The organism is Antricoccus suffuscus (assembly GCF_003003235.1).
GTDB classification, from domain to species: Bacteria; Actinomycetota; Actinomycetes; order Mycobacteriales; family Antricoccaceae; genus Antricoccus; species Antricoccus suffuscus.
In genome coordinates this window covers 127,895-151,893 of sequence record NZ_PVUE01000011.1, presented here as the reverse complement: position 1 = coordinate 151,893, position 23,999 = coordinate 127,895, and the positions used below count along the sequence as shown (strand labels likewise).

The 23,999-nt window shown below is 63.9% G+C and carries 22 protein-coding genes; 12 read left to right on the top strand and 10 right to left on the bottom strand.

Annotated elements, in window-relative coordinates; all coding sequences use genetic code 11:
* Positions 1 to 142: 142 nt before the first annotated feature.
* Positions 143 to 1,393, bottom strand: a complete 1,251-nt coding sequence (locus tag CLV47_RS13790; protein WP_106349622.1) for an ABC transporter substrate-binding protein — start codon at positions 1,391 to 1,393, stop codon at positions 143 to 145.
* A 156-nt stretch (positions 1,394 to 1,549) separates the two neighbouring features.
* On the opposite strand from CLV47_RS13790, the gene CLV47_RS13785 reads away from it, so the two are divergent.
* Positions 1,550 to 3,130 (top strand): class I adenylate-forming enzyme family protein, encoded by a 1,581-nt coding sequence (locus CLV47_RS13785; protein WP_106349621.1) that lies wholly within the window; start codon positions 1,550 to 1,552, stop codon positions 3,128 to 3,130.
* Between the two features lie 10 nt (positions 3,131 to 3,140).
* Here the strand turns inward: CLV47_RS13785 and CLV47_RS13780 are convergent, their stop codons facing one another.
* The 6 genes from CLV47_RS13780 to CLV47_RS13755 form a co-directional block, all read right to left on the bottom strand.
* A complete protein-coding gene (locus CLV47_RS13780; protein ID WP_106349620.1) occupies positions 3,141 to 3,947 on the bottom strand; it encodes a DUF169 domain-containing protein in 807 nt (268 codons plus the stop codon).
* 49 nt (positions 3,948 to 3,996) lie between these two features.
* Entirely contained in the window at positions 3,997 to 4,920 is a 924-nt protein-coding gene (locus CLV47_RS13775) for an SDR family NAD(P)-dependent oxidoreductase (RefSeq protein WP_106349641.1), read from the bottom strand.
* Positions 4,921 to 5,038: 118 nt separating this feature from the next.
* On the bottom strand, positions 5,039 to 5,512 hold the full coding sequence (locus CLV47_RS13770) for a hemerythrin domain-containing protein (protein ID WP_106349619.1): 474 nt from the start codon (positions 5,510 to 5,512) through the stop codon (positions 5,039 to 5,041).
* Between the two features lie 177 nt (positions 5,513 to 5,689).
* Positions 5,690 to 8,032, bottom strand: coding sequence for a CaiB/BaiF CoA-transferase family protein (locus tag CLV47_RS13765; protein WP_106349618.1), 2,343 nt, complete (start codon positions 8,030 to 8,032; stop codon positions 5,690 to 5,692).
* Positions 8,029 to 9,201 carry an acyl-CoA dehydrogenase family protein gene (locus tag CLV47_RS13760; RefSeq protein WP_106349617.1) on the bottom strand — a complete coding sequence of 391 codons (1,173 nt, stop codon included), beginning with the start codon at positions 9,199 to 9,201 and terminating at the stop codon, positions 8,029 to 8,031. Before CLV47_RS13760 ends, CLV47_RS13765 begins: the two co-directional genes overlap by 4 nt.
* Positions 9,198 to 10,322: an acyl-CoA dehydrogenase family protein gene (locus CLV47_RS13755; protein WP_170111075.1), complete on the bottom strand. Its 1,125-nt coding sequence runs from the start codon at positions 10,320 to 10,322 to the stop codon at positions 9,198 to 9,200. The genes CLV47_RS13760 and CLV47_RS13755 overlap by 4 nt, the downstream gene beginning before the upstream one ends.
* Positions 10,323 to 10,613: 291 nt before the next feature.
* Between CLV47_RS13755 and CLV47_RS13750 the strand changes: the two genes are divergently transcribed.
* From CLV47_RS13750 to CLV47_RS13735, 4 genes are all read left to right on the top strand, one after another.
* Positions 10,614 to 12,263 carry an amidohydrolase gene (locus CLV47_RS13750; protein ID WP_106349615.1) on the top strand — a complete coding sequence of 550 codons (1,650 nt, stop codon included), beginning with the start codon at positions 10,614 to 10,616 and terminating at the stop codon, positions 12,261 to 12,263.
* Positions 12,264 to 12,297: 34 nt separating this feature from the next.
* Complete coding sequence (locus CLV47_RS13745; protein WP_202862584.1) at positions 12,298 to 12,834, top strand: thiamine pyrophosphate-binding protein; 537 nt, start codon at positions 12,298 to 12,300, stop codon at positions 12,832 to 12,834.
* Positions 12,831 to 13,424, top strand: coding sequence for a thiamine pyrophosphate-dependent enzyme (locus tag CLV47_RS13740; protein ID WP_202862583.1), 594 nt, complete (start codon positions 12,831 to 12,833; stop codon positions 13,422 to 13,424). Before CLV47_RS13745 ends, CLV47_RS13740 begins: the two co-directional genes overlap by 4 nt.
* 112 nt (positions 13,425 to 13,536) lie before the next feature.
* Entirely contained in the window at positions 13,537 to 14,157 is a 621-nt protein-coding gene (locus CLV47_RS13735; RefSeq protein WP_146135386.1) for a DUF7010 family protein, read from the top strand.
* On the opposite strand, the gene CLV47_RS13730 is transcribed toward CLV47_RS13735, so the two are convergent.
* Positions 14,158 to 15,861 carry a class I adenylate-forming enzyme family protein gene (locus tag CLV47_RS13730; protein WP_202862582.1) on the bottom strand — a complete coding sequence of 568 codons (1,704 nt, stop codon included), beginning with the start codon at positions 15,859 to 15,861 and terminating at the stop codon, positions 14,158 to 14,160.
* Between the two features lie 240 nt (positions 15,862 to 16,101).
* Here CLV47_RS13730 and CLV47_RS13725 point away from each other — a divergent pair, with 240 nt between their 5' ends.
* Both CLV47_RS13725 and CLV47_RS13720 read left to right on the top strand, forming a co-directional pair.
* Entirely contained in the window at positions 16,102 to 16,827 is a 726-nt protein-coding gene (locus tag CLV47_RS13725; RefSeq protein WP_106349639.1) for a PIG-L deacetylase family protein, read from the top strand.
* A gap of 62 nt (positions 16,828 to 16,889) precedes the next feature.
* Positions 16,890 to 17,930: a phenylacetaldoxime dehydratase family protein gene (locus CLV47_RS13720; protein WP_106349611.1), complete on the top strand. Its 1,041-nt coding sequence runs from the start codon at positions 16,890 to 16,892 to the stop codon at positions 17,928 to 17,930.
* Between the two features lie 33 nt (positions 17,931 to 17,963).
* Here the strand turns inward: CLV47_RS13720 and CLV47_RS13715 are convergent, their stop codons facing one another.
* Positions 17,964 to 18,320, bottom strand: coding sequence for a VOC family protein (locus tag CLV47_RS13715; RefSeq protein ID WP_106349610.1), 357 nt, complete (start codon positions 18,318 to 18,320; stop codon positions 17,964 to 17,966).
* A gap of 121 nt (positions 18,321 to 18,441) precedes the next feature.
* Positions 18,442 to 19,929, bottom strand: coding sequence for an MFS transporter (locus CLV47_RS13710; RefSeq protein WP_106349609.1), 1,488 nt, complete (start codon positions 19,927 to 19,929; stop codon positions 18,442 to 18,444).
* A gap of 158 nt (positions 19,930 to 20,087) precedes the next feature.
* On the opposite strand from CLV47_RS13710, the gene CLV47_RS13705 reads away from it, so the two are divergent.
* The 5 genes from CLV47_RS13705 to CLV47_RS13685 all read left to right on the top strand — a co-directional run bounded on the left by CLV47_RS13705 (position 20,088) and on the right by CLV47_RS13685 (position 23,911).
* A complete protein-coding gene (locus CLV47_RS13705; protein WP_106349608.1) occupies positions 20,088 to 20,765 on the top strand; it encodes a nitroreductase in 678 nt (225 codons plus the stop codon).
* 103 nt (positions 20,766 to 20,868) lie between these two features.
* Entirely contained in the window at positions 20,869 to 21,201 is a 333-nt protein-coding gene (locus CLV47_RS13700; protein WP_106349607.1) for an ArsR/SmtB family transcription factor, read from the top strand.
* Positions 21,201 to 22,061: a cation efflux transmembrane domain-containing protein gene (locus CLV47_RS13695; RefSeq protein WP_106349606.1), complete on the top strand. Its 861-nt coding sequence runs from the start codon at positions 21,201 to 21,203 to the stop codon at positions 22,059 to 22,061. Before CLV47_RS13700 ends, CLV47_RS13695 begins: the two co-directional genes overlap by 1 nt.
* Before the next feature lie 14 nt (positions 22,062 to 22,075).
* Entirely contained in the window at positions 22,076 to 22,732 is a 657-nt protein-coding gene (locus CLV47_RS13690; protein WP_106349605.1) for an SDR family NAD(P)-dependent oxidoreductase, read from the top strand.
* A 216-nt stretch (positions 22,733 to 22,948) separates the two neighbouring features.
* Positions 22,949 to 23,911 (top strand): alpha/beta hydrolase, encoded by a 963-nt coding sequence (locus tag CLV47_RS13685; protein ID WP_106349604.1) that lies wholly within the window; start codon positions 22,949 to 22,951, stop codon positions 23,909 to 23,911.
* Positions 23,912 to 23,999 lie beyond the last annotated feature (88 nt).

The following is a 23,999-nucleotide window of genomic DNA, read 5'->3' as shown; positions in this document are numbered from 1 at the left end:
CTTCTACACTCCCCGCGAGGTATTCACTAAACTCCTCAACCAGGACCTAGAAAACCAAGAACGTGTTGCGACCACCCCTTGAATTCACCGACGGATCGCCGGACATACGTGACGGATCGCCGGTGCGAGCGAGCGGGGGCGGTTACCTCTGGAAGGGCGTCTTATAGCTCGTCGCTTCCTTCGACTCCGACAATGGCTCAATCACGGTCAGCCCGCCCGGCGCGGCCGGATCGACCTTCTCGACCAATGATTCGCGGGTTGCCGGTTCCCCCGGGTTGGTGAAGTCGAGTTGTCCCGCGAGTCCCTTGGCATCGGCTTTGGCCTGACCGGCCGCCTTCAGGACACCGGCCCGAGTCAGGTCCTTCAGTTCGCACGCCTTCGTCAGGATGCCCTGCCACGCCAGACCGGAAATGTAACCGGCCTGCACGTAGTCGATCGGTGGATCGGTGTATTTCGCGTTATAAGTCTGGACAATCGCCTGGTTCGCGGGCGCGTCGCTTGAGAACGGCAGGTTGAACGCCATGTGGTAATAGTTGCCGAAGGAGTCCTTAGCCGGAGTGTCCACCAGACCTACATCAAAAGTTGGCGCACTACCGAGGATCGGCACGTTCATCGAGTCCGCGAGCGTCACCAGCGACCCGGTCTGCGCGGGCGTGCCTGAGATGACGATGGCGTTGACCTTCTCCTGCTTCATCTTCACCACGCTCGAAGACAAGTCGGTGTCTGCGCTCGTTATTTTCGACTCGACGATCTTCTGGTCGTGTTCCTTGGCGTAGTACTTGGAGCCGAGGAGCGCGTTCTGGCCGTATTCGGAGTCCAGGTAGATATGGCCGATCTTGTCGCCGTCCGCAAGCTTGCCGATCTTCTGCAGGTACGCCAGGCCGTTTACCGTCTCGATGTCGTACGTCGAGGCCGCCATGATGAAGTTGGGTACGTCGAGGCCGGTGGACGCGACGCCGCTCGGGATGCCGAGCATGTCGTTCTCGACCATCAACGGCTTCAATGCGGCGGCCGGCGGCGACCCGACAATCGTTACGTAGCCAAGGATTTTGGACTGCTGGTCCGAAAATAGAGTCTTTGCTTTGGCCGCATCGTAACCGTGGTCCACGACATTGATCTCGACCTTGCGACCGCAGATACCGCCTTCGGCGTTAACGGCATCGGCCCAGATCTGGTCGCCGTGGGTCAGCCCAAGTCCGCTGGCCTTAAAGACTCCGGACAGGTCGGCTTGAACGCCAAGTGTGATGGTGTCGTCGGTGACGCCGATGTCGCTCTTCACGCCCTTCGCGTCAGTCGACGTCTCGGTTTGCGAGCCGGACTTGGTCGTGCAGGCTGCGGTAATCACTATGAAGCTCAAAGTTGCGCCCAGCAATGCCTTACGACCACGAATCATCCTGCTACCTCACGGTTTGTCTCGACTTTGGGTTCGGATACACAATGGCATAAACGGATTCGGTCATCCCTAAGCGGTCTGTCCAGGTTCGTGAGTGGATCGTCTGTGGTACAAACCGGTAGTCAATACTGCGGTCGACAATGAGAGCTGACTGGCATGCTGCCTGCATTGAATCTGGAACTGCCCGACTACACGTTCAATGGCAAGGACGTCCCCTGGCTCCTCGCCTATCGCGCCGAGGTTTCCAGTGATCAGGTGTTCCTCACCTGGGTGCCGCGCGATGACGCCGAGCGGACCTGGACCTACGCGCAATTCTGGGACGACGTACGCAAAGTCGCGGCCGGCCTGTCTAAGCGCGGGATCGTCAAGGGCGACCGGCTGCTCGTGCATTGCGACAACTGCCCGGAAATGCTGATCACCTGGTATGCGTGTTCGGTCCTCGGCGCGATCGCGGTAACGACCAACACTCGCTGTGTCGGGGACGAACTGACCTATTTCGCCGAACACTCCGGCGCGGTCGCGGCCGTAACGATGCCGCACCTGTTCGATGAGCTCAAGGCCAACACCGCAGGCCTGTCCTGGTACGCCGTCATCGGCGAGGACTGGGACGAGTTGCTTCAGCACGACGAGATGGCGCAGCGTCGGCCCGCCGATGCGCTGCTACCGGCCGGGATTCAATACACGTCCGGTACGACGGCACGCCCGAAGGCCGTCATCCATACGCACGCCAACGTGCTCTGGGGTGCCCGGTCTGCCGCGGAGAACATGGCCATCAAGCCGTCGGATCGCTACCTGGTGAACATGCCGCTGTTTCACACGCATGCGCAAGGCTGGAATGTGTGGCCGATGCTCTGGGCCGGAGGCCGCGTCATACTGCAGCCGAAGTTCTCGGCGAGCGCGTTTTGGGACGTTTCCATGCGGCACGGCTGCACGCTGACGAGCCTGCAGCCATTCGGGCTGAAGGCGATCGCAAAGTATGAGATGCCGAAGCATCACTACCGCACGCTGTTCTTCGGTGCCCGGTCTCGCGACATCGAGAAGCTGTTCGGCGCGCAGATCTATTCTGCGTGGGGCATGACCGAGACGATCACCGGCGGCCTGCGCCGCGAGATGGCGATCGACATCCCAGACGGTGCAATCGGTACGCCGGCCCCCGGCTACCAGATTGCAGTCGTGGATCCGGTCACCGGCAAACACGTCGAAGCGCGCGAGATCGGCGATCTCTACGTACGCGGGACCCGCGGCGTACAGCTGACCGCGGGATACTTCAACAACAAGGAAGCGAATGAAAAGGCGTTCACCGAGGACGGCTGGTTCCAGACCGGTGATCAGGTGTGGTTCGACGAGGAGGGCTTCTACTACTTCGCGGATCGCGACAAGGACGTGCTGCGTGTCGGCGGTGAAAATGTCTCGGCGCGGCAGATCGAAGCGCTGCTGATCACCCAGCTCGGGCCGGTCGACCTGCATAGCGCCGCCGTGATCGCCTCACCCCACGACATGCTCTCTGAAGTACCCGTCGTATTCGTGAAGCTCAACGACGAGGCAAACGCCCGGCGGGACGAAATCGAGAAGAAGATTCACGCCATTTGTGCAAAGGATCTTGCCGACTTCAAACGTCCGCGCGCCGTCTACTTCATCGATGAGATGCCGACCGGGCTACTCGACAAGATTGACAAGAAGGCACTACGCCTCCGAGCCGCGCAGCTTGCTCCGGCCGAGGGTCTGCCATTGCCGTGAGTACGTCGTATCAGTAGCTTGCAGACATTCCCGCACGGACGTCCTGCTGGATGCCGTACTGGGGTATCGGGTAGCGCAATCCGTTGCGGGCCAGCGATTCGCATCCGTCGAGCATTCCCGGAAGGAACTTCGGCGGGATCGCGAGAAGCAGCTCATCTTCCATGACGCCGCCGTACCGGCGTTCGGCGAAACACGGGATGGAGAGCGACGGCTCACCGGTACGCAGCGCCTTGCCCCAGGAGTCCGCGCACGAAGACTCGCCGACGCAGCCCCATTCGAACTTCCGGTAGCCGGACCACTGCAGGCCGTTGACCATCAAGATCGTCTGCGCCGGCGTGGCGTAAATCAGCGCGATGTCAGGTGGATCGAGCCGGCCGGCCGCCAACGGCGACACCGCCATCGCGGAGTACTTCCCGAATGGCACGGTGTCCATGGCCGCTTGGTGGTCGGCGGAGTCCTCGATCGTCTCGAACCAGACTCCCGCCATTCGTTCTCCGGACAGCCATTCCTCGTCGCGGGGTGAGAGTCCAAGCACGGCTCCGCACTGAGGTCCGACGAGGTCGTCGTTGGTGATTCCGACGGTCCAACCCAGGCGTGCCGCCTGTGCGACCACTTGGTCTGTTGTGTGGATCGCCTTCGGGCGGCGGATCCGGGGAATCGCCTCCATCTCTTCGACCGTCTCAAACATCTTCATCCCGATGACCGTGGCGCGAATCCGCAGCAGTCGTAGGAGGCGGTCGGTGATGTCCGGCCAGTCATAGACGCCGGCTTTCGGCGCGGGTGGAATCGAGCCAGCGTTTAGCGTTACATCTACCATGTCGACCTCGGAACTCTCTCGCGTGGATGAGGTGATGTGAGCGTACCTGCTAGTTCTTAGTGAGCTGGCCGGAGAACAGACTTGGCGGTAGGCCGTCCGCGGCGGGCCTGATGCCGCTTTCCATGGCCCCGGCAAGCGCGTCGTACTTCCAGCGCTCGGTGCCGTGCAACTGACGGATCGGCTCCGGGTTGCTGTAGAGGCTGACCTCGTAACCGGAAGAGTGAATCGTCCGGCCGGTGAGCCAGTCCGAGCGTTCACTCGCGATATACAAGGCAACCGGCGCGATGTTGTCCGGTGAGCGGCGCGGATCTTCCTTTTGGTCGGTGCCCATGGCCCGTTTGTCGTCCGGCACGGTGTCGGTGAGCCGGGTCGACGCGCCCGGCGAGATGGCGTTGGCCGTCACGCCGTACTTCGACAAACCCTGCGCCAGCGAGTAGGTAAGGCCGACGATGCCCATCTTGGCTGCCGCGTAGTTGGGCTGGCCGGGTGAACCCTGCAGTCCGGAGACCGAGGTGAAGTTGATGATGCGGAAGTGCCCGTCAGGGTTGCGCTGCTGTCGCCAGTACGCCGCGGCCGGCCGGGCGGTGCTGTAGTGCCCGCGCAAATGAACCCGAATGACCGCATCCCAGTCATCCGGTTCCAAGTTGAAGATCATCCGGTCGCGCAGGATTCCGGCGGCGTTGACGACGATATCCAGCCGCCCGAACTTCTCGATCGCCGTCTCGACGAGGCGTTCACCGGTGTCCGTGTCGGCTATATCGCCGGCGTCCCAGATTGCCTCGCCGCCAGCAGCCTGCGCCTCCTTGGCGGCAATCTCCGCAGCAGAGTCGTCGCTGCCGGTGCCGTCGGGGTTGCCGCCGAGATCGTTGATGACGAGCTTCGCGCCCTCGGCAGCAAACAGCTTGCAGATCGATGCGCCAATCCCGTTCGCGCCGCCGGTGACGACCGCGACCTTCCCATCCAACACACCCATGTGAACACCCTTCATCGCGTGGTTTCCAGCTGTTGGACGACAGACGCCCTTTTCGGAGTTTGGCGATGAACCGTTAGTTTGTCAAACAAATCACGATGCGCTTGAGGCACGCACCGTTCTAGGAAGGCGCGCGCTCACATACCCAGCCCTCGGGCATCTGCCCGGAATCAAGAAAGGCCCGCAACTCGGTGCTGGCTTCAGCGGACAATATCCGATCGGCCTGTGGATAGATGATCGGCTCTTCCTTGGAATTGTGGCTTGCTAGTTTTGCTAAGAGTTCGCGGCAGAGGTCTTGTACGTCGGGCGTCTCGGGATCCGCATGCAGCGCAGACTCAAGCAGGTCCATGCTTTCCCAGAGTTCACCGTGCTCACGCAACATCACCATGATCGGCGGGATCATCCCCGCGTCGCGTATCGGCGGAAACAAGAACTGCTCCTCGAGGTATATGTGGCGACGTAGCCCAGCCATTGCGCGGATCAGCGGCTCAAGGTCGGCCTGGCGCTTGCCGCCCGACGCGGTGAATGCCTCGATGCCGCCGTCAATCTCCCGGTGCTCGCGCTCGAGCGCGGCGCCCAATGTCTCAGTGTCCATGTCTCCTCCTGTCAACCCTCACGCTATCTCCAACGACGGGCGGGCACCCGTGACAATTGAATCTCGGTGGTTGAGAGCAGCGAGGCACGAGCGGACCGGAAACCTCCCAACGTGAAAATGTCCGCAACTACAGTTGCGGACATTTTCTAGACGCCGGATTCGACTCGCTCCGCTTCCTCAATCAGCGAGAGCCGAGGCGGGGATGGCAGCTCCCGCAGGCGTAGTTGAGCGAGACTCGCTCCATTCCTGCGCGATACCACCGGCGACAAGTTGCTCGATCTCCTCTGCGGAGTAGCCGAGCTCGGCGAGCACCGGCCGAGTGTGGGCGCCGAACATCGGCATCGGGAACAACGTCGGTAGTTCCAGATCGTCAGACAGCACAGGGAACCGCTCAACGGGCAGCACTTCTTCGGTACCGGTCATCTTCGTCGTGTCGTACATCTGCCGGCTCTGCAGGGCCGAGTCGTCGAGCAGCTCGCCGACGCGAAGCATCCGGCCGGCCGGTACGCCAGCGACTTGAAGCTCGCGCGCGACGTCGTCAGGGCGCCGCTCTCGCACGTAGGCGGCCACCTGCGCGTCGAGGTCAGCATCGCTAGTCGCGCCGACGACCCGCTGCAGCGCGGCGAGCTGCTCGGGTGTCTGAGGGTCAACGATGCACCACTGGTCGTCCCCGTGCGCGGGCAGCACAACCTCGGACAGCAGATGAGGGGACGCATCGCCGGGCGGTAACACCGAGCCGGGAGCGACCGACTCGGTCGCGAGCAGGTCGCTCAACTGGACCAGCGCCACGTCGGACTGGGCGACGGTCGCGTGGCCACCGCGGCCACTGCGCAGCCGGTCCACCACGCAGGCCAGCGCCGCAATGGAGCACACGCGACCGGCCAGATGGTCCGGGAAGATCGTGATCCCGTCGGCGAAATAGCTGGAGTTGACGTCCTCGCGCCACAGCCATGTCTGCCCGGTCCCCGACCGCACCAGCGGTCCATAGCCCATCGCCGTACTCCACGGGCCGGTGTCCCCGAACGCGCAGCTTTCGACACACACTATCCGCGGGTTGACCTTGACCAGGTCGTCGTACGAGACGCCGAGGCGAGCGACCGTCCCCGGTTTGAAGTTGGAGATGACGACGTCGGCCCGTTTGGCTAGCTCGTAAAAAAGCTCGCGGCCTCGGTCGCTGCGCAAGTCGAGACCGATCGACTCCTTGCCGCGGTGCCCGCGAGCCATAGTGGGCCTGATCGTGCTGAAGTCACCACGGCGCATGCCGTCCGGGAACTGCGTGTTCTCGACCCGGATCACCCGCGCACCCTGCTCGGCGAAAACCTCACCGGCGACCGGACCGGCGACGATGGCGCCGAGGTCCAGCACGGTCAGACCGCTCAACGGATACGGCCCCGCTTCGGCAGATGCCGCCGGCCATGGTTGCGCGGCCGCACGGTCAGGATCAGTACTTGGCCGAGTACGCCGACCGTTGATGCGCGCCATGCCCTCAGCAGCGGTCACCGGGCGTCCATCGAGCTGGCCGAGATCGGTCACCGCTCCGGTCTCGCGATAGTGCTCCTCGACCAGCACATCACCGACGGTGAGCACCGCAGACGCTGGGATACGCCGTTCCCGGCATTCGCGCACCAGATCATGTTTGGTCATCGGTAGGTAGAACGCCTCGATCAGATGCGAGATCTCGCTCCAATGCTCCTGCCGGTCTGGGACACTGAGCAGGTCGTCGCGCTCGAGCTCCGGCGGATTGCCCATCCAGTCCAGCTGGGCCTGCCACTGCGACTTGGTCAAGTGGCAGACACGGACGTAGCCGTCGCTGACCTTGTAAATCGGGTAAAGATGCGCGGCAGCCGGCCGGTCGTACGCGTCCAGAATGTCCGGCGTACCGGAACCCACCATCCCGTAGCCCGGATCGAGGCATACCAGGCCGGCCTCGAAGATCGAGCACTCCAATACCGCACCGGGTCGACCCGAATGGCTCATCGACCGGTAGACCGCAGACAGGACGGACCAGACGATCTCTTGTGCGGCGCAGCCGGTGAAGATGTCCCCCGGTTGTAACAGCGGCCGCCGACCGGGCTCCCCAGAACGGGACAAGCTGCCGCTTAACGCCTTGTAGACCGCCTCGGAGCCCACCCAGTCCTTGCGTTCGCCGGTGAGCCCAAAGTCGGTCAGCACCGCGATCACCAACTGCGGGTACGCCGAGGAGATCGCCCTGACATCGGCATATCCGTAGGCGCGGGCGGCTTGTGGTGTTACGACTAGTACGTCGGCGTCCTGTAGGCGGTTCGCCAGTTCGCGGTGCGCGGCCTGGCCGTCTGCAACCGTCGTATATCGCTTGCCCCGCCCCTCGAGGAAGTCGCGGATCGGTCCCCGTGAGGGATTTTCACCGGCTTGTCGGAGCACGTCCACATCGGCGCCGAGGTCGGCGAACGACTTGCTGAGCGCCGGCAGAATCTCGTCGACCACGCTGACCAGTTGCAGCCCCGCCAGCGGCGCTGCGCTGGTCTCCACAATCTCGCTCATTTTCGAACCTCGCTAAACGGAACGTTTTTGGATCGGTCTTCTTCCTTGGGCAGACCGAGAATCCGCTCACTGATGATATTGCGCTGGATTTGGTCGGTGCCGCCGCCGATCGAGGTGAAGTAAGCGTCGAGGGTGAAGAAGTTCGCCACTTCTGCGTCGCCCGGCGGTTCGGTGCGCTCGTCCAGAAGCGCTGCGGCACCGACGATATCGCGTCGTACCCGACTGGTTGAGTGCAAGACCTGAGACATGGCGAGCTTCCCCATCGAGAGCGCCGCCGGGTCCGCGGCCCGCCCCTCCTCGGCGTAGCGGGCGGTGTTGAGACGCACCGCCGTCCGGGCGGCGTAGACATCCGCGAGGGCCGCAACGGTCGCCGCATCGTCCAGCTTGCCGTGCCGGCGCGCCAGCCCGATCAAGTCGTCGGCAGTGCCGACGAATGTGACACCCGAGGCGCGATACTTGCCGTTCGAGGCCCGCGAACCGACGCCACGCACGCCCATCACCGATCGCTCGTAGCCCAGCGCCATCATGAGCATGCGCCAGCCCGCGTTGACCTCACCCAATCGGTGTGCATCGTCAACCCACGCGTCGGTCAGAAATACCTCGTTGAAGTGCGCATCCCCGGTGATCTGCGTGATCGGACGTACCTCGATGCCCGGCTGCTTCATCGGGATCACGAAGTAAGTGATCCCTTGATGTTTGGGCACGCTCGAGTCGGTCCGCGCCACGAGGAGTCCGTAGCCTGCTTGTTTCGCGCCGGACGTCCACACCTTTTGCCCGTTGACACGCCACTCGTCACCCTCGCGGACGGCAGACGTGCGCACGCTTGCAAGGTCCGACCCGGCGCCAGGTTCGCTATATAGCAGGCATCCCGTCACGTTTCCCGCAAGCAGATCGCGTAGGTACGTCGCACGCAGCTCGTCCGACCCAAGCTCGTAGATGACACGTGCGTGCAGGTCGTTGCGATCGGCGCGGCCAGGTGCACCGACTCGTTCGAACTCCTCACCGACGGCCTCTGCGTCGGCGGTCGAGAGACCTTTGCCAAACCACTTCTCACTCCAGGTCGGCACCAGCCAACCGGAATCGAGCGCTGCTTCACGAAATCGACTGAGTTCGCCGTCCGGCTGCCAGTTTTCGGCGAGCCACGCGCGTACGTCGGCACGGACACTCATGCGGAGACCTCCTGAGTAGCAAGCAGTTGTACGTATTCGGCACGCAGCCGCGCCGGGTCGCCGAGGATTAGCCGATTGGACTCAGCACGGCGTCGGAAGAGGTGGGCACTGCACTCGGCGGTGAAGCCGATCCCGCCGTGCACCTGAATGCCGGCCGCCGCGACATCCGCGAACTTGTCGGCGCAGTAGAAGCTCGCGAGGCTCACCAGCTCGGCGGCCTCCGAAGTGCCGGCGGCGTAGGCATCTATCGCCAGGCGGGCGGTGGATATCGTCGACTCGGTTGCAACGTAACAGTCCGCGAGGATGTGCTTGATTGATTGAAAGCTGCCGATCTCGCGACCAAACTGAACCCGCTGCCTGGCGTACTCAACGGCCTGGTCGAGGGCGGCCTGGGCGCCGCCGGCGCTTTCCGCCGCTGCCACCAGCCGCCCTGCCGCCAGCATCCGTTCGAATGCGGTCCGGGCCGCGGCGCCCGAACCCAGCTTCTCGACGGGCGCCGCCTCGGCACGAACATCGGCGAATCCACGCGTGAGATCGAAAGACTGCCGTGGCGTGATCTCCAGGTCTCCCACGCCAGCGACGGCGATCTGCTCGCCGCCGGCGCCAACAAGCAGGACTACGTCGGCAAGGTCCGCATCGATGACATATCCGAAGCTTCCGGTTGCCGTTGTGCCGTCGGTAATGACCAACTCGGCGCTCGGCGTACCCGGATCGTCAGTCGCCCAGGCGACCGCCGCAACAGTAGTCCCGTCAGCGATACGGCCCAACAGTTTCCCTGCGGGCGACTCCGGATCGTCGCCGGCGAGACTGGACAACAGCACCGGGGCCAGCACCGCAGTGGACAAGAACGGTACCGCCGCCAGTTCCGCACCGAGTGCCTCGGCGACCCGGCCGGCCTCCACCAATGACGCCCCCGCGCCGTCAAACGCCTCGGGCACAAGCAAAGAACCGAGACCCACCTCAGCAGCGAGACGCTTCCAGTGCGCCCGCGCCGCGTCCGCATCACGGATCGTCGCCGGGCGGGCGAGCGTTGGCTGCGGCAACGACTTGCGACAGAAATCGCGAACGGTTGCCGCAAGCTCGTCGAGCTCGCCGGCGCTCACAGGGCCGAACTCGGTCATCGGATCACTCTCCTCCTGGATGGACATGAGCGGGTCGATTCCGCGACCCGACTATGACCTTGCCAGATCGCCGCACGGAGCGGAACTCGGCGTCGTACCGGCGCCGTTGCTCCTTCACAGCAAACCCTTATCCGGTGCACACAGGCCTCGCGAGTACGAGCGAATCTGTTGGTCTGGTCTCCCATACGGGCAGGTGCTGGAGCAAAGCCGGTCGAGGCTGATTAATCTGCAGTGATGAGGTCGTCGACAAGGACGATTCGACACTCCAGAGGCCGAGGTGCTCAACCGACTATGACGAAACGACCTGGCGGAGGCGAGCACGTCGACACCGTGTTCGTAAATGGTCCGATCCTCACCATGGACGGCGACGCGCCGACGTACGCCGAGGCAGTGGTAGCTAGGCAGGGACGGATTACATTTGTCGGCGCTCGCGATGACGCGGTGTCGAAGTTTCCCGACGCCGAGATCCGGGATCTCGCCGGACAAACCCTGCTGCCAGGGTTCGTGGACGCACACAGCCACCTGAGCTTCGGGTTCGATCTGGTAAACCAGGTCGACGTCGGTGCGCCGCCGGTCGGACACTGCACCGACATCGCATCGGTCATCGCCGAGCTGGAGAAGTTCCGTGACACGCGCGCCGTACCCGAAGGCGGGTGGATCGTCGGCTGGGGATACGACCAGGAGACACTCGCCGAAGACCGCCACATCACCAAGCTGGATCTGGACGCGGCGTTCCCGGACCATCGGATCGTCCTCATCCACATCTCATCGCACGGTGCGGTCTTCAACTCCGCGGCACTCGCGGCGGCCGGTATCGACGCCAACACGCCGACACCCGACGGCGGTGTCATCGCCCGACTCCCCGCCTCTCAGGAGCCGGCCGGGTTGTTGATGGAGACGGCGTACTTCCGTGCCAGAACGCAGATGCCGCGGCTCGATTCGGCGACTGAGCGGTTGAAGCTACTCGACGACGTCCAGCAGCTCTATGCCTCCAACGGCTACACCCATGCGCAGGACGGGTTCACGCCCGTGGTCGACCTTGACTTCTTCGTGAGCGCGGCCGAGCAGGGGCTGCTCTATCTCGATGTCGCCGCACTCGGCTCATTTGTCGAGCTCGACGCGTGGATAGACAATCCCGTCTACCCGAAAGGCGAGTATCGCGGCGGGTTCAAGGTAGCCGGGATGAAGGCCGTCTACGACGGATCTCCGCAGGGGCGGACGGCGTACGTGACGGCGCCCTACCTCACCGGCGGGCCCAACGAAGAATCCGACTGGGTCGGCGAGCCCAACTTCCCATATTCGCTGCTGGTGGCGAAGCTCAAACAGGCGGCGGGCGCGGGCATCCAGTCGTTCGTCCATGTGAACGGCGACGCCGCGATCGACGACCTGATCCGCGCCGTGCGCGAGCTTGGCCTCACCGCCGCCGATGATCGGCGGACGGTCCCCATCCACTCGCAGTTCCAACGCGCCGACCACCTCGACTCGTACGTCGAGCTCGGCCTGACACCGAGCTACTTCACCAACCACACCTTCTTTTGGGGCGACGTGCACGTGACTAACCTCGGCGCCGAGAAGGCCGGGTTCATCAGCCCGCTGAAGGCGGCTGCCGGGCGCGGTCTTGTGGTCTCCAACCACTCCGACTTCACCGTCACACCGCTGAACCCGTTCTTCATCATGTGGACCGCGATGACTCGCACGACTCGCAGCGGCGCGGTCCTCGGACCCGACCAGCGCGTGGACGCTTATGCTGCGCTGCAGGCGCTTACCACTGGCCCGGCGTACCAGGTGTTCGAAGAGGACCGAAAGGGCCGGATTGCCGAGGGCCTGCTGGCCGACTTCGTGATCCTGTCGGCTGACCCAATTGCAACGGGTGCAGATGGCGTACGGGATATCACCGTGGTCGAGACCATCAAAGAAGGCGTCACCGTCTTTCGTGCATGATCGACTAACCATCTATCACGTCGAAGGAGGTCCTGTGTCGACCATCGAATCCCCGACCTGGCAACGCGACGTCTGGGGCGCGTTGCGCGCCAGCGGCGTACAACAAGTCGCCTATGTACCCGATGCTGGCCATAGTCACGCCATCCGGGAAGCCATCGCCGATCCCGAAGTCATCGACGTACTCCTCACCTCAGAGCAGGAGGGAATTGGTGTCGTCGCCGGCGCATGGCTCGGCGGGCAGCGCGCGGTCCTGCTCATGCAAAGCAGCGGAGTGGGCAACTGCATCAACATGCTGTCGCTCCTCGACTCCTGTCGCTTCCCGTTTCTGACACTGGTCACGATGCGCGGCGAATACGCCGAGTTCAACCCCTGGCAGGGCCCGATGGGCCGGGCTACCGAAGACGCGCTCAAGCTCATGGGTGTCACGGTGCTGCGGGTAGATCACGCGGACGAAGTCACCGACACGGTCTCGGCCGCCGCAGACGCGGCATACCTCGCGGGTGAGCGCGTCGCAGTATTGATTGGCCAACGGCTTATCGGACGTAAGGCTTGGACGGAGGAGGGCAAGTGACTGACGCTACCGAACGGCTGGACCGCCGCGAACTGGTGGCAGCTGTCCTCGCCGCCGTACCCGACGCCCTTGTCGTCACCGGTCTCGGCTCGCCCAGCTACGACGTCTTTGCGGCGGCCCCGGAACGAGCCGGAATCTTCTACCTGTGGGGCGCGATGGGTGGCGCGGTCCCTACCGGCCTCGGCCTGGCCCTCGCCCAGCCCGATAAGCAGGTCATCGTCGTCACCGGCGACGGGGAAATGCTCATGGGCATCGGGTCACTGGGCACGGTCGCGGTTCAGCAGCCCGCCAACCTCACCATCTTGGTGCTGGACAACGGTCATTACGGCGAGACAGGCATGCAGCAAAGCCATTCATCGCAGGGCGCCGACTTGACCGCGATCGCTTCTGCGTTCGGCATTCCCGCGACATTGCGCCTCACAGTTCCGAGCGATGTCGCAGACTTGGCCAAACGTATTGCGTCACAATCCGGTCCGTTATTCGCTCAAGCGCTCATCGCCACCGGGGACATGCCTCGGGCAATGCCCAGTCGGGACGGAGTCGGGGTGAAGAACGCCTTCCGAGCCCACCTCGGACTCCCCTCCTTCTGAGCGCCGACGTCCCGCATACCTAACCGAATTTCGAAGCGATGACCTTGTTGGAGCGGCTGAGCCCTCACGGCCTCAGCTTTAGTCAGCATGGCGATAGTTATGCTTTAAGCCCATGACTCGACGTATCGCATCTGACCAAACATCAAGACCAGGCGCGGTACGCCGCTACGGACCTATGGTGGGCGAGCCTCCTTTGTTCGTCGACCCGCGACGCTGGGGCAGCCTGATCGGCTTGATCGGCGGACTGGTGTTCATTGGCAGCTACTCCCCTACACTCGGGCTCGCCTTCTCGATCATCGCGTGGGTGATCGGGCTGGCACTGGTCCTGACTGCGCTGGCCGCGCACTACATGTGGCCCGTGGCGCTGGGGCCAATGGAGCGCCCCCGCGCGGCTGCCTTGGCGACGTACGGCGGCTGCGTCGTCGGCGAGCTCGTCCTGATCGCACTCGGGTCACGTGCGCTGACCGCTACAGGGCACGGTGACCTGCGACCAGCCTTAATCGCGGTCGCTGTCGGCGTGCACTTCATCCCGTTCGCCTGGGCCTTCGGTGAGCGGATGTTTTACTGGCTCGGCGGGTTCGTGGCCGTCCTCGGCGCGATCGGCCTGATAGCAGGCTTCGCGGGCGCCGCGCATGCGGCCGAAGCGATGGCCGTAGCCGCCGGCCTGGTAATGCTCCTGCTCATCACGCTATATGCGCGCGGCAAATTCGTCGATCATCCGTCCGTTACGTAGTCACGCGTCCATGCCATCGAGCACAGTCGTGCGCAGGTCGCGTTTGAGAATCTTGCCCGTCGGCGTACGGGGCAACGGTTCGTCCTGGAAGATCACGTGCTCGGGCACCTTGAACGACGCGAGCCGGCCGGCGACATGCTGTTGGATGTCGCCAACGGCGACATTCGCGTCTGACCGCGGCACGATAACGGCGACCGCGACCTCCCCCAGTGACTCGTGCGGGATCCCGACCAGCGCGACGTCCTCGACCCCCTCGTGCTCAAACAGCGCAGCCTCGACCTCGGCGCAATAGATGTTCTCCCCGCCGCGGATGATCACGTCCTTGATCCGGTCTGCGACGTAGACCCAATCGTCGGTAACGAACCCGAGGTCGCCGGTGCGGAACCAGCCGTCCACGAACGCCGACGCCGTCGCATCCGGGTTGTTCCAGTAACCGCGCACGACGTTGGGACCGCGGAACCACAGCTCGCCGATCTGACCGTCCGGTACGGCGTCACCAGTCACCGGGTCGACGATTCGAAGGTCGGCGTTCGGCTGGCAGCGACCGACGCTGTCCGGCCGTGCGAGATAATCGGCCCCGCCGTTGGACACGACGGCGGACGTCGTCTCGGTCAGCCCATAGCCGTTACCGGGGGCGCGCTCGATGGTCCCGATGCGACCGACCAGATCCGGAGGTATCGGCGAACCGCCAGCGGCAATCCCCATCAGGCTGGTGCCGGCCGCGGGACGTTCGGCGAGCGCCGCGACGAACTGCCGTACGACAGTGGGCACGCCCACGAAGCTCGTCAAATGCTCCCGCTCGAGCAGCTCGCAGGCCTCGTCCACGTCCCACTTGTATTGCAACGCCAGTTTTCCGCCGGCCGCTATCGAAGTGGTCAAGCCCGAGACGCCCGCAATGTGGAACAACGGGAACGTGCACAGCGTGCCCGGCTGCGGTGCGGCCGGATCCGGAACGGGAATCTCGCCGCCTGCCACAATGGCCGCGCTGACGACGCCGCCCAGCAGCGTGTTGCGGACATTGGTGCAGTGGTTGCGATGCGACCCGACCGCGCCCTTCGGCTTTCCCGTCGTACCTGAGGTGTAAAGAATCGTCGCGTCGTCATCTGGATCTACTTCGACGTCGGGTATCGACGCATCAGGGTCGAGCGCATTGAGGACGTCGTGCCACGTGCGTACGCCGGGCCTCGATGGCTCGGTCCCCCGCACCTCGATCATTGGGACATCGGGCAGATGCTGCGCAAGTAGCGCCGTACGCTCGGCATCGGCCACCACAAGCTTCGCGCCAGCATCGGTGAGTCCATAAACCAGCTCCGGCGCCGTCCACCACGCATTCAGCGGCACGACCACAACACCGAGCACTTGTCCGGCGAAAAATACCGGTGCCCATTCCGGATAGTTGCGCATGGCCACGGCGATCCGGTCGCCTTTGGACAGTCCGTACTCCTGTCGCAGATACTGGGCCAGACCCGCGACCAGTCGTATGTGCTCGGCGTAGGTGACGTGCTCGTCGCCGTACACCGTGAATGGACGATCCCCGAACGCCGCGCTCTCCAGCAGCATCTCGCGGAGCGTCTGCGGACCGGTGGAATACACCCGCATCGGGATTCCGCGAACGACCTGATCTACCAGTTCGAACGGCTGCCCGGCGGCGGTGAGTTGCTCAACAAGCTCAGTGCGCTGCGGTGGTGAGGAAATCGTCGTCAAAGTTCGCTCCATCTGTCGATGTACGCCATGCTTGCCAGGAAAGGCCGCCGTCCTGACCTTATTCGGGCGGCACGCGGGCCTCAACCCCCGAGCCCCGCTCCGGGTCGCGTCACTCGTCCGACGTGCTTAATGTAGCGACGAAGTCAAGTTGCCCAGAGTGGATTTCGCGCCTGTGACGCCGATAGCCCCGAAGATCCGGGCCTGCGGTTGTCGCCGGAGTGCATCGCCTACGGTGAGCACGTGCCTGAACCCAAAAGCGATGATGAGATTGAGCGCGTACTTATTGTGGTCGCGCACCCCGACGACGCCGACTTCGGCTGCGCGGGTACGTCGGCCAAATTCTCCGATGCCGGTATCGACGTCACCCTGCTGGTGGTCACCCGCGGCGAGCAGGGTGGTCTTCCGACTGCAGATCCTTCACAGCTACCGACGCTGCGCGAGGCAGAGCAACGCGCCGCGTCGGCGCACCTCGGCATCACCGACGTACGGTTCCTCGACGGTTATCGCGATGGCTGGGTCGAGCCGACCTTCGACCTGCAGCGCGACGTCGTACGCGTCATCCGAGATGTGCGCCCGCAGCGGGTTTTGGCCCAGTCACCGAAGCGGTCATATGAACGGATCCACGGCTCGCACCCCGACCACCTGGCTGCCGGCGAAGCGGTGGTGCGGGCCTGCTATCCCGCCGCGGAGAACCCGTTCGCCTGGCCCGAGATGATCGAAGAGGGACTGGATCCGTGGCACGTCGGGGAAATCTGGCTGATGGCGGACCCGGACGCAACCCACGCCGTCGACACCACCGACGTCTTCCCGCGCAAAGTCGCAGCGCTCATGGAGCACTCGTCGCAGACCGGGCATCGTGAGGACCTCGAGAAGTTCCTGCGCGAATGGGCCGGCCGGACCGCGACTCGGCTCGGGCTCGCGGAGGGACGTCTGGCTGAGGCGTTCGCGGTCGTCCCGGTCAACTAAAGCGACCGGCGGTTGGCATCGGCGTTAGTGTGAGAGTTACGGAATTGGCGAATGGAGCGGCAATGGAGTCAGCAATCCCCGACCGGCTGGTACTCGAGCGGACCGAACCCCTTAGGATGCGATCCAACTGGAGCCCGCCCTCGCCTGCGTTCAGCGCCCGGTTTGACGACCACGTCGACACCGTGGTCATGGCCTACCTCGGCACTCAGTACCGCGGCGACGTGGCACCGAATTCGGCGATCGATGCCGTCAACGAACTTCGTGAGCTGACCACCCGAGCAGACGGTCCGGCGCATCGCGATGCTGCCCGGTTCGTCGACGCCAGTGGATACACCAACGACTTGAACGTCCTGTACTGGCTCGATCTCGGCACCTACCAGCGGTGGGCCAAGGAGAACCTGCGCTGGACCGATCCGTCCGTCCACGCATCCGAGGACGTCGGATTCTTCTTGGAAGTCGCGACGCCGTCCTTTGACCGATTCGAAACCATCTTCGGCGGCCGGAAGATGGAGGGAGCATCGGTGCTGTCACACGGCATCAGTGACGAGATCCCGGAGCACGGCTACTGGGGAAGTGCACGCGATCGCTTCCCCGTTGCGCAGACCAATCCGCTGTCGCCGAACGGCTCGCTGGAGTTCGCCCGTGACGGCGATCTGGTCGTCGTTACCCCGCACGAAAACATGTGCTTGATTCGATCGGGTCAGGACTGGGCCAAGACGGTCGATGAGCCACGCGAGCGTTATCTCGGCACGATCGAGCCAGTATTGGCGACCGGGATGAAGTTTCTCGCCGAGGAAGGGCTCGAGATCGGCTGCTACGGCAACCGTTACGTCACGGTCGTCGACGACGACGGCGCGGAATTGTCGAAGTCCTACGGCACAAGCTGGTGGCACAGTCTCGCCGAGCTCGAGAAATGGTCGAAGTCGCACCCGACGCATCTAAAGATTTTCGGGACGTTCGGCCAGTACGTACACGAATTCGGCGGCGCCGTCGGATTGCGCCTGTATCACGAGGTGACGGTGGTCGAAGCAGACCAGGCTCGGTTCGAGTACCTCGGATGCCACCGGCAGACCGGCCTGCTCAATGCGATGCCGTCGGCCTAACTCGGTTTTGCCGCAGGTCGCGAGCAGGCACCGCTACTTCTGCGGAAGTGAACTGTAGAAAACAACGCCGTTGCCGTTGTTGTCACGCGCCACCACGCGTCGTTCGTGTGCGTCGTTGTACGGACCTTTGATGACGCCACCGCCACTCTCTTCGATCAGTCTCGCTGCGGCATCGACATCTACGCTCTTGATCCCGACGACGACCTCGCCCGGGATCGGGTGATCCACCTTCGTGGCCAGGCCAATGGTGACCGAGCCCGCGTCGATCGCGGCGAAGTGCGCGCCGTCTCGGAACTTCAGCGGCATCCCAAGGGTTTCGCTGTAAAACTTGATGGACGCCTCCAAGTCTTCTGTTGAGATCATGACCATCCGTACGTCGTAGTCGCTCATCAAGACTCCCTCGTCCTGCAGCCCGGCTGCGGGCGGGCTCCTCCCGGTAGCGCGACTGTACCGCTGCCGGACCGGATTCACTCGCGTCGCAAGTCGGGCGGTGCAGTCCACCGACCAGCGGCTACCAGGAGCCGCGGTGCTCGGGGATTCTGGCGGTGGCGGGTATCCCGCAAAATATGAGGACGGCCGCGTAGCAAACGTAGATCCATGCCTGAGTCGTGCCGGGCGCTGCCGAGTCGGCGATCACTGCTGTGGCCACCGAGATCGCCGCGATGGAGCCGACCTGCATCCCGGTGGAACGTAGCGCCGCCAGCGAGGCGGCCTGCTCTGGGACGAGTTGCAGCCCCGCGTTACGGCTGGCGGGACTGGACCACCCCAGCCCGAGCCCAACGAGCCCCGCGACGGCCGCCACCCAGCCATAGGGAGGAAGGCCCACTGGCGTCGCCGCCAGCGCGAGCATGCCGATCGCGATGATGACGGCCGCCCAGTACAGCGGCAGGCGGTATCCGGTGCGGCGCAAGACGAACGCCCCGACGGTGGACATGATGATCGCGCCGGCACCCTCCGCGGCCAGGAGCGTTCCCGACCCGAGCGCACCGATGTCGTAACGCGTGACGGCGTACAACGGGATCAGGGCGACCAAGCCGATGCCGGCGCCACCATAAAGGATGTTGACCATGTTGACCGCCCCGAACCCGCGGCCGTGGATGAGCCTGGGAGCGATGAGTGGGTTGCGCGTCCGGTGGATGTGCCACGCGAATGCGCTCAGACTCAGCGTGGCGACCGTCAGTACGGCCACGAAAGGCCACACCCAGCCCGGCGGGGTGTCACCCAGGTAGGTCAAACCGATCATCGCTGCCAGCAAACCGACACCAAGCAGGCCGACGCCCGGCAGATCCAGCCGCCCACTGCGGCCGGTGGCACGCGGCCGGTCGGCGGGAACGTATCGCCAGCACAGCACGAACAGTGCGGCGCCGATCGGCACATTGACCAGGAACACGCCGCGCCATGACCAATAGGCGACAATGATCCCGCCTAACAGCGGGCCGATCAGCGCGCCAGTAGTGAAGAAACTGCCGAACAGACCCACCGCCTTGTCACGGGCCTCGCCGAAATGTTCCACCACGATCCGCGTCGCTGACGGCGTGAAGCCCGCACCGCCTACCGCCTGAACGAATCGGAGAGCAACCAGGACATAGATGTTGCCCGCCAACCCGCAGCACAACGACGCCATGCTGAAGACCGCCACCGAAGTGAGAAAGACCCGTCGCTGCCCGAACCGTTCGGTCAACTGGCCGGCCAACGACAGCGTCAACACCAGCCCCAAGCTGTAAATCGTGATCGTCCATCCGGCCCAGGTGATCGAAGCGCCCAAGCCGTGCTGCAAAGCGTGCAGGGCAGTGGCGACAATGGTTTGATCCAATGTGCTCATCAGCAAGGCGACTGACACCACAGCGAACACCACCGCGCGGCGCCCCGGCGACAACGCCGAAGATGACCGAATCGGTATTTGTCGGGCGGTCCCCAGGCTTTCCTCGCCCTCACTCACCAGAGCGCGCCAGCGATTGCCCGAGCGCACAGTCTCCTCATTGCGGACCTCCAACGGCATCCCGAGGTCTCGTGTAGAACTTGATGGAGACGTCCAGGTTCTCGGTCGAGATCATGATCTTTCGTATGTTACGACTCCAACTCCGCCGGGCCGCGGGCTCGGTAGCCCGCGCTCTGTATCGTTCGGGACAATCGTTCAGCAGTAGAAAGGCACAGTCCATGGAATTTGATTCCGTCGTACTCGGGCGTCGCAGCATCCGTGGGTATCGATCTGATCCGGTGCCTAAAGAGGTCGTTCATGAGATCCTCAACCTGGCGATGCGGGCGCCATCGTCCCTGAACACTCAGCCCTGGCACTTCTATGTAGTGACCGGTGAGCCACTCGATCGGATCCGCGCAGGCAACACCGAGCGCAACCTCGCCGGCGTCCCCCACTCGCGAGAGTTTCGCGTGTCCGAGGCATACCAAGGCGAACACCGCGAGCGGCAAATCGAGATTGCCAAGCAGCTTTTCGCCGCAATGGGGATCGCCCGCGAAGACAAAAAGAAGCGCCAGGACTGGGTGCTCCGAGGCTTCCGGCAATTTGACGCGCCGCTGTCAATCGTCGTGACCTACGACCGCGAACTGCTCGACAACGACATCGCGCCGTTCGACTGCGGCGCGGTCACCAACGCCCTGGTCAACGCCGCGTGGTCACGTGGCCTCGGCTGCGTCATCAACAGCCAAGGCATCATGCAGTCGCCCGTCGTACGCGAGCACGCGGGCATCTCCGACGACGAAGTCATCATGATCTGCGTAGCGATGGGCTACCCCGACGACGGCTTCCCCGCCAACTCCGTCGTATCGCGCCGTAAGTCGCTCGATGACGCAGTCGTTTTCGTCGGCTTCGACGAGTAACCAGATCTCCGGCAAGACGTGAGGGAATCGGTACTGACACGGCTCACGGTGAGCCATACAGTTCAGCATTAGCTGAATTCAGGAAATGCTGTATGGTCGTGGAATGCTCAGTGCTTCCACTCATGCCGACGTCCTGATCCGGTTCGGCCACGCCTTGTCGGATCCGACCCGGGCGAGGATACTGCTCGCCCTGAGCGAGAGCCCTTCCTATCCCGCCGAACTCGCCACCCTCCTCGATGTCTCGCGCTCGAAGTTGTCCAATCACCTCTCCTGCCTTCGCGGCTGCGGGCTCGTTGTCGCAGTACCTGAAGGCCGACGTACCCGCTATGAACTGGCTGACCCCGCGATCGCCCACGCACTGCGCGACCTCGTCGAACTCGTCCTCAGTGTCGACCCGCGATACTGCAAAGCGGCGCCGATCGCCGGCTGCTGCTGATGTCGACGTTCCCGGGCAAGCTGTCCACGCGCAACTTGCCGGTCACCGCCGATCCTGCACGCCGGGAGGCTCTCGCCCGCCACGTGCGTTGGATGGTCGCTGCCACTATCACCTATAACGTGATCGAAGCTGCCGTCGCCATCGCCGCGGGCCGAGCGGCATCCTCCACCGCGTTAATCGGCTTCGGCCTCGACTCTGTCATCGAAGTCAGTTCCGCGGCCGCCGTCGCGTGGCAGTTCTCTGCTCGCGACTCGCACACACGAGAGGCCCGCGAACAACGGGCCCTGCGCATCATTGCCGTCTCATTTTTCGCACTCGCCGCCTACGTCGCCGTCGAGTCCATACGGTCTTTGCTCGGCGACAGCCATGCAAGGGAGTCCACTGTCGGTCTCGCGCTTGCCGCGCTCTCGCTGCTCATCATGCCCGCGTTGTCGTACGCTCAACGGCGCGCTGGACGGCAGCTCGGCTCCGCATCCGCAGTCGCAGACAGTAAGCAAACCCTGCTGTGCACCTACCTCTCGGCGGTGGTGCTGCTTGGACTGGCACTCAACGCCACACTTGGATGGACCTGGGCCGATCCCGTTGCCGCGCTCGTCATCGCTGCCATAGCAGTCAAGGAGGGCATCTCGGCTTGGCACGGCGACACTTGCTGCCCGACTCTCGCAGGATCCACGGTTGGCGCCGCTCCGAGCTGCTCAGGCGATTGCGAATGCTGCGGGGCGATCGGCGCCGCAAGCAGTGAGAGTATTGGCATCGTTACTGCCAGCGCGCGGCGCCCGCTGCATGATGAGCACCAACAACCGCGTGAGTCACCGCCCGCGGGTCGGCCACGGTCGTTGTCAGCCGATCACAACGAATAGCAAAGGACGTCGAGTTGAGCAAACCAGTCGTGGCGATCGTAGGGGCGGGTCCAGGCGTAAGCGCAGGTATAGCAAGGAAGTTTGGCGGCAACGGCTTTGCTGTCGTCCTACTCGCCAGGACCCGGGAGTCGCTGAACCAAGAAGTCGCCAACTTGCAACGGCAAGAAATCGAAGCGCACGGACTCGTCGCCGATGCCTCGGTCAAAGCGAGTCTGACCGCCGCATTCGCGCAGTTGGAAGCGGACTTCGGCACCCCCGAGGTCTTGGTCTACAACGCCGGGGCAAACACAATCAGCAATCCATCCGACCTCGACGAAGAGGACCTACTCAGGGACTTCAGCGTCAACGTCGCGGGCGCCCTGAGCTGTTCGCAGCTGGTCATCCCGCAGATGGTTGCTCGGGGATCAGGCACCATTTTGTTTACCGGCGGCATGCTCGGGGTGGCTCCAGTCGCATCGAGGGCGTCTGCCTCCATCGGAAAGGCGGGCTTGCGAAGTCTGGCGTTCACGCTGTCCGAAGAACTGGCACCATTGGGCATCAAGGTCGGGACGGTCACCATCGGCGGCGTCGTAAAGGCCGGAACGTACTTCGATCCGGACTCGATTTCGGAGTCGTTCTGGGAGCTGCATACCGGCGCGCGCCAAGGGGAAGTCCAGTACACGCAATCGTAGGGTCCTGACGGATTTCACGAGTTCGTTCACGCTCAACGACGACGGCGCGGTACGTTTCGTCTCGGACCTGCTGCCGCGACCCGCCGCAACCGGGGCCGGAATGCACCACACCGACGAAAACACGCTGCATCGAGTAAGCGCTACCATCCGGGCTATGAGTTCGGCTGATCACCTAAATGCCGCTACCGTGCGGTCTGGAGTTCGTAAGGAGTGCGCATGTCTCGAAAAGGCCTGATCGATCCGGAGTCGCGAGAGCCACTGGAACAGCTGCTCGCGGCGATGCCCGGCGGATTCAATGCAATCCCTGATGTCGTCGCACGGCGTGCCGCGCTGAAGTCGATCTTTGAGGGAGTCGAAGCGCCCGAGTTTCCCGACGTACTCGTCGAGGACCACATGGTCCCGGGTCCGGATGGCGCAGCCGAAGTCCGGGTCCGGACTTATCGGCCAAAGTCCTCGCCAGGAAACGCTCCGGGGATCTACTACATCCACGGCGGCGGGATGTGCTTGGGCGACATCGACGGCGAAGATGTCACCGCCTCTACCCTGTCCTCGGCGCTCGGTGCGGTCGTCGTATCCGTCGACTACCGACTCGCTCCCGAACATCCACACCCCGCGCCCGTCGAAGACTGTTACGCCGGCCTCGCGTGGATGGCCGGTCAGGCAGGCCAACTCGGGATCGACCCGGGCCGGCTGGTGGTGTACGGCGGAAGCGCGGGCGGCGGCCTGACGATCGCGACCGCGCTACTCGCGCGAGACCGCGGCGGGCCACCAATTGCATTCATGATGCCGATCTACCCGATGATCGACGACCGCAACGAAACGCCATCGTCGCACGAGATAGTCGACGTCGGCGTATGGGATCGAGACGGGAACATCGAAGCCTGGCAGTGGTACCTCGGCGGCTCACCCGCCGACCAGTACGCCGCACCGGCACGCGCCGAGGATCTCACCGCGCTGCCTCCGGCGTACATCGACGTCGGCACCGTGGATCTGTTCCGCGACGAGGCGGTCGACTTCGCGCAGCGGCTGATGGCCGCCGGCGTCCCGTGCGAGCTGCACGTCAATCCCGGCGCCTTCCATGCATCGGAGATCTTCGCCCCGGACGCCGCGTTGTCCCAGCGGATCCGGGCAACTCGGCTCGCTGCACTGCGTCGCGCACTGGGGATCAGCTCCAGCTAGTCGGCTGGAGGTATCCGGTTTTGCGCGTTCCCGCCCCTTCACCGTACGTCGTTGCGCTACGGCCCCTGCGAGAACGAAATAACCCGAG

Excerpts from the sequence above, each read along its gene's own strand:
- CLV47_RS13750 (WP_106349615.1), top strand. The coding sequence starts at position 10,614 with ATGACGAAACGACCTGGCGGAGGCGAGCACGTCGACACCGTGTTCGTA.
- CLV47_RS13770 (WP_106349619.1), bottom strand. The coding sequence starts at position 5,512 with ATGGACACTGAGACATTGGGCGCCGCGCTCGAGCGCGAGCACCGGGAG.
- CLV47_RS13790 (WP_106349622.1), bottom strand. The coding sequence starts at position 1,393 with ATGATTCGTGGTCGTAAGGCATTGCTGGGCGCAACTTTGAGCTTCATA.
- CLV47_RS13715 (WP_106349610.1), bottom strand. The coding sequence starts at position 18,320 with ATGAGCGACTACGACGTACGGATGGTCATGATCTCAACAGAAGACTTG.
- CLV47_RS13700 (WP_106349607.1), top strand. The coding sequence starts at position 20,869 with ATGCTCAGTGCTTCCACTCATGCCGACGTCCTGATCCGGTTCGGCCAC.
- CLV47_RS13760 (WP_106349617.1), bottom strand. The coding sequence starts at position 9,201 with ATGAGTGTCCGTGCCGACGTACGCGCGTGGCTCGCCGAAAACTGGCAG.
- CLV47_RS13710 (WP_106349609.1), bottom strand. The coding sequence starts at position 19,929 with ATGCCGTTGGAGGTCCGCAATGAGGAGACTGTGCGCTCGGGCAATCGC.
- CLV47_RS13785 (WP_106349621.1), top strand. The coding sequence starts at position 1,550 with ATGCTGCCTGCATTGAATCTGGAACTGCCCGACTACACGTTCAATGGC.
- CLV47_RS13765 (WP_106349618.1), bottom strand. The coding sequence starts at position 8,032 with ATGAGCGAGATTGTGGAGACCAGCGCAGCGCCGCTGGCGGGGCTGCAA.
- CLV47_RS13720 (WP_106349611.1), top strand. The coding sequence starts at position 16,890 with ATGGAGTCAGCAATCCCCGACCGGCTGGTACTCGAGCGGACCGAACCC.
- CLV47_RS13755 (WP_170111075.1), bottom strand. The coding sequence starts at position 10,322 with ATGACCGAGTTCGGCCCTGTGAGCGCCGGCGAGCTCGACGAGCTTGCG.
- CLV47_RS13695 (WP_106349606.1), top strand. The coding sequence starts at position 21,201 with ATGTCGACGTTCCCGGGCAAGCTGTCCACGCGCAACTTGCCGGTCACC.
- CLV47_RS13685 (WP_106349604.1), top strand. The coding sequence starts at position 22,949 with ATGTCTCGAAAAGGCCTGATCGATCCGGAGTCGCGAGAGCCACTGGAA.
- CLV47_RS13775 (WP_106349641.1), bottom strand. The coding sequence starts at position 4,920 with ATGGGTGTGTTGGATGGGAAGGTCGCGGTCGTCACCGGCGGCGCGAAC.
- CLV47_RS13735 (WP_146135386.1), top strand. The coding sequence starts at position 13,537 with ATGACTCGACGTATCGCATCTGACCAAACATCAAGACCAGGCGCGGTA.
- CLV47_RS13780 (WP_106349620.1), bottom strand. The coding sequence starts at position 3,947 with ATGGTAGATGTAACGCTAAACGCTGGCTCGATTCCACCCGCGCCGAAA.
- CLV47_RS13705 (WP_106349608.1), top strand. The coding sequence starts at position 20,088 with ATGGAATTTGATTCCGTCGTACTCGGGCGTCGCAGCATCCGTGGGTAT.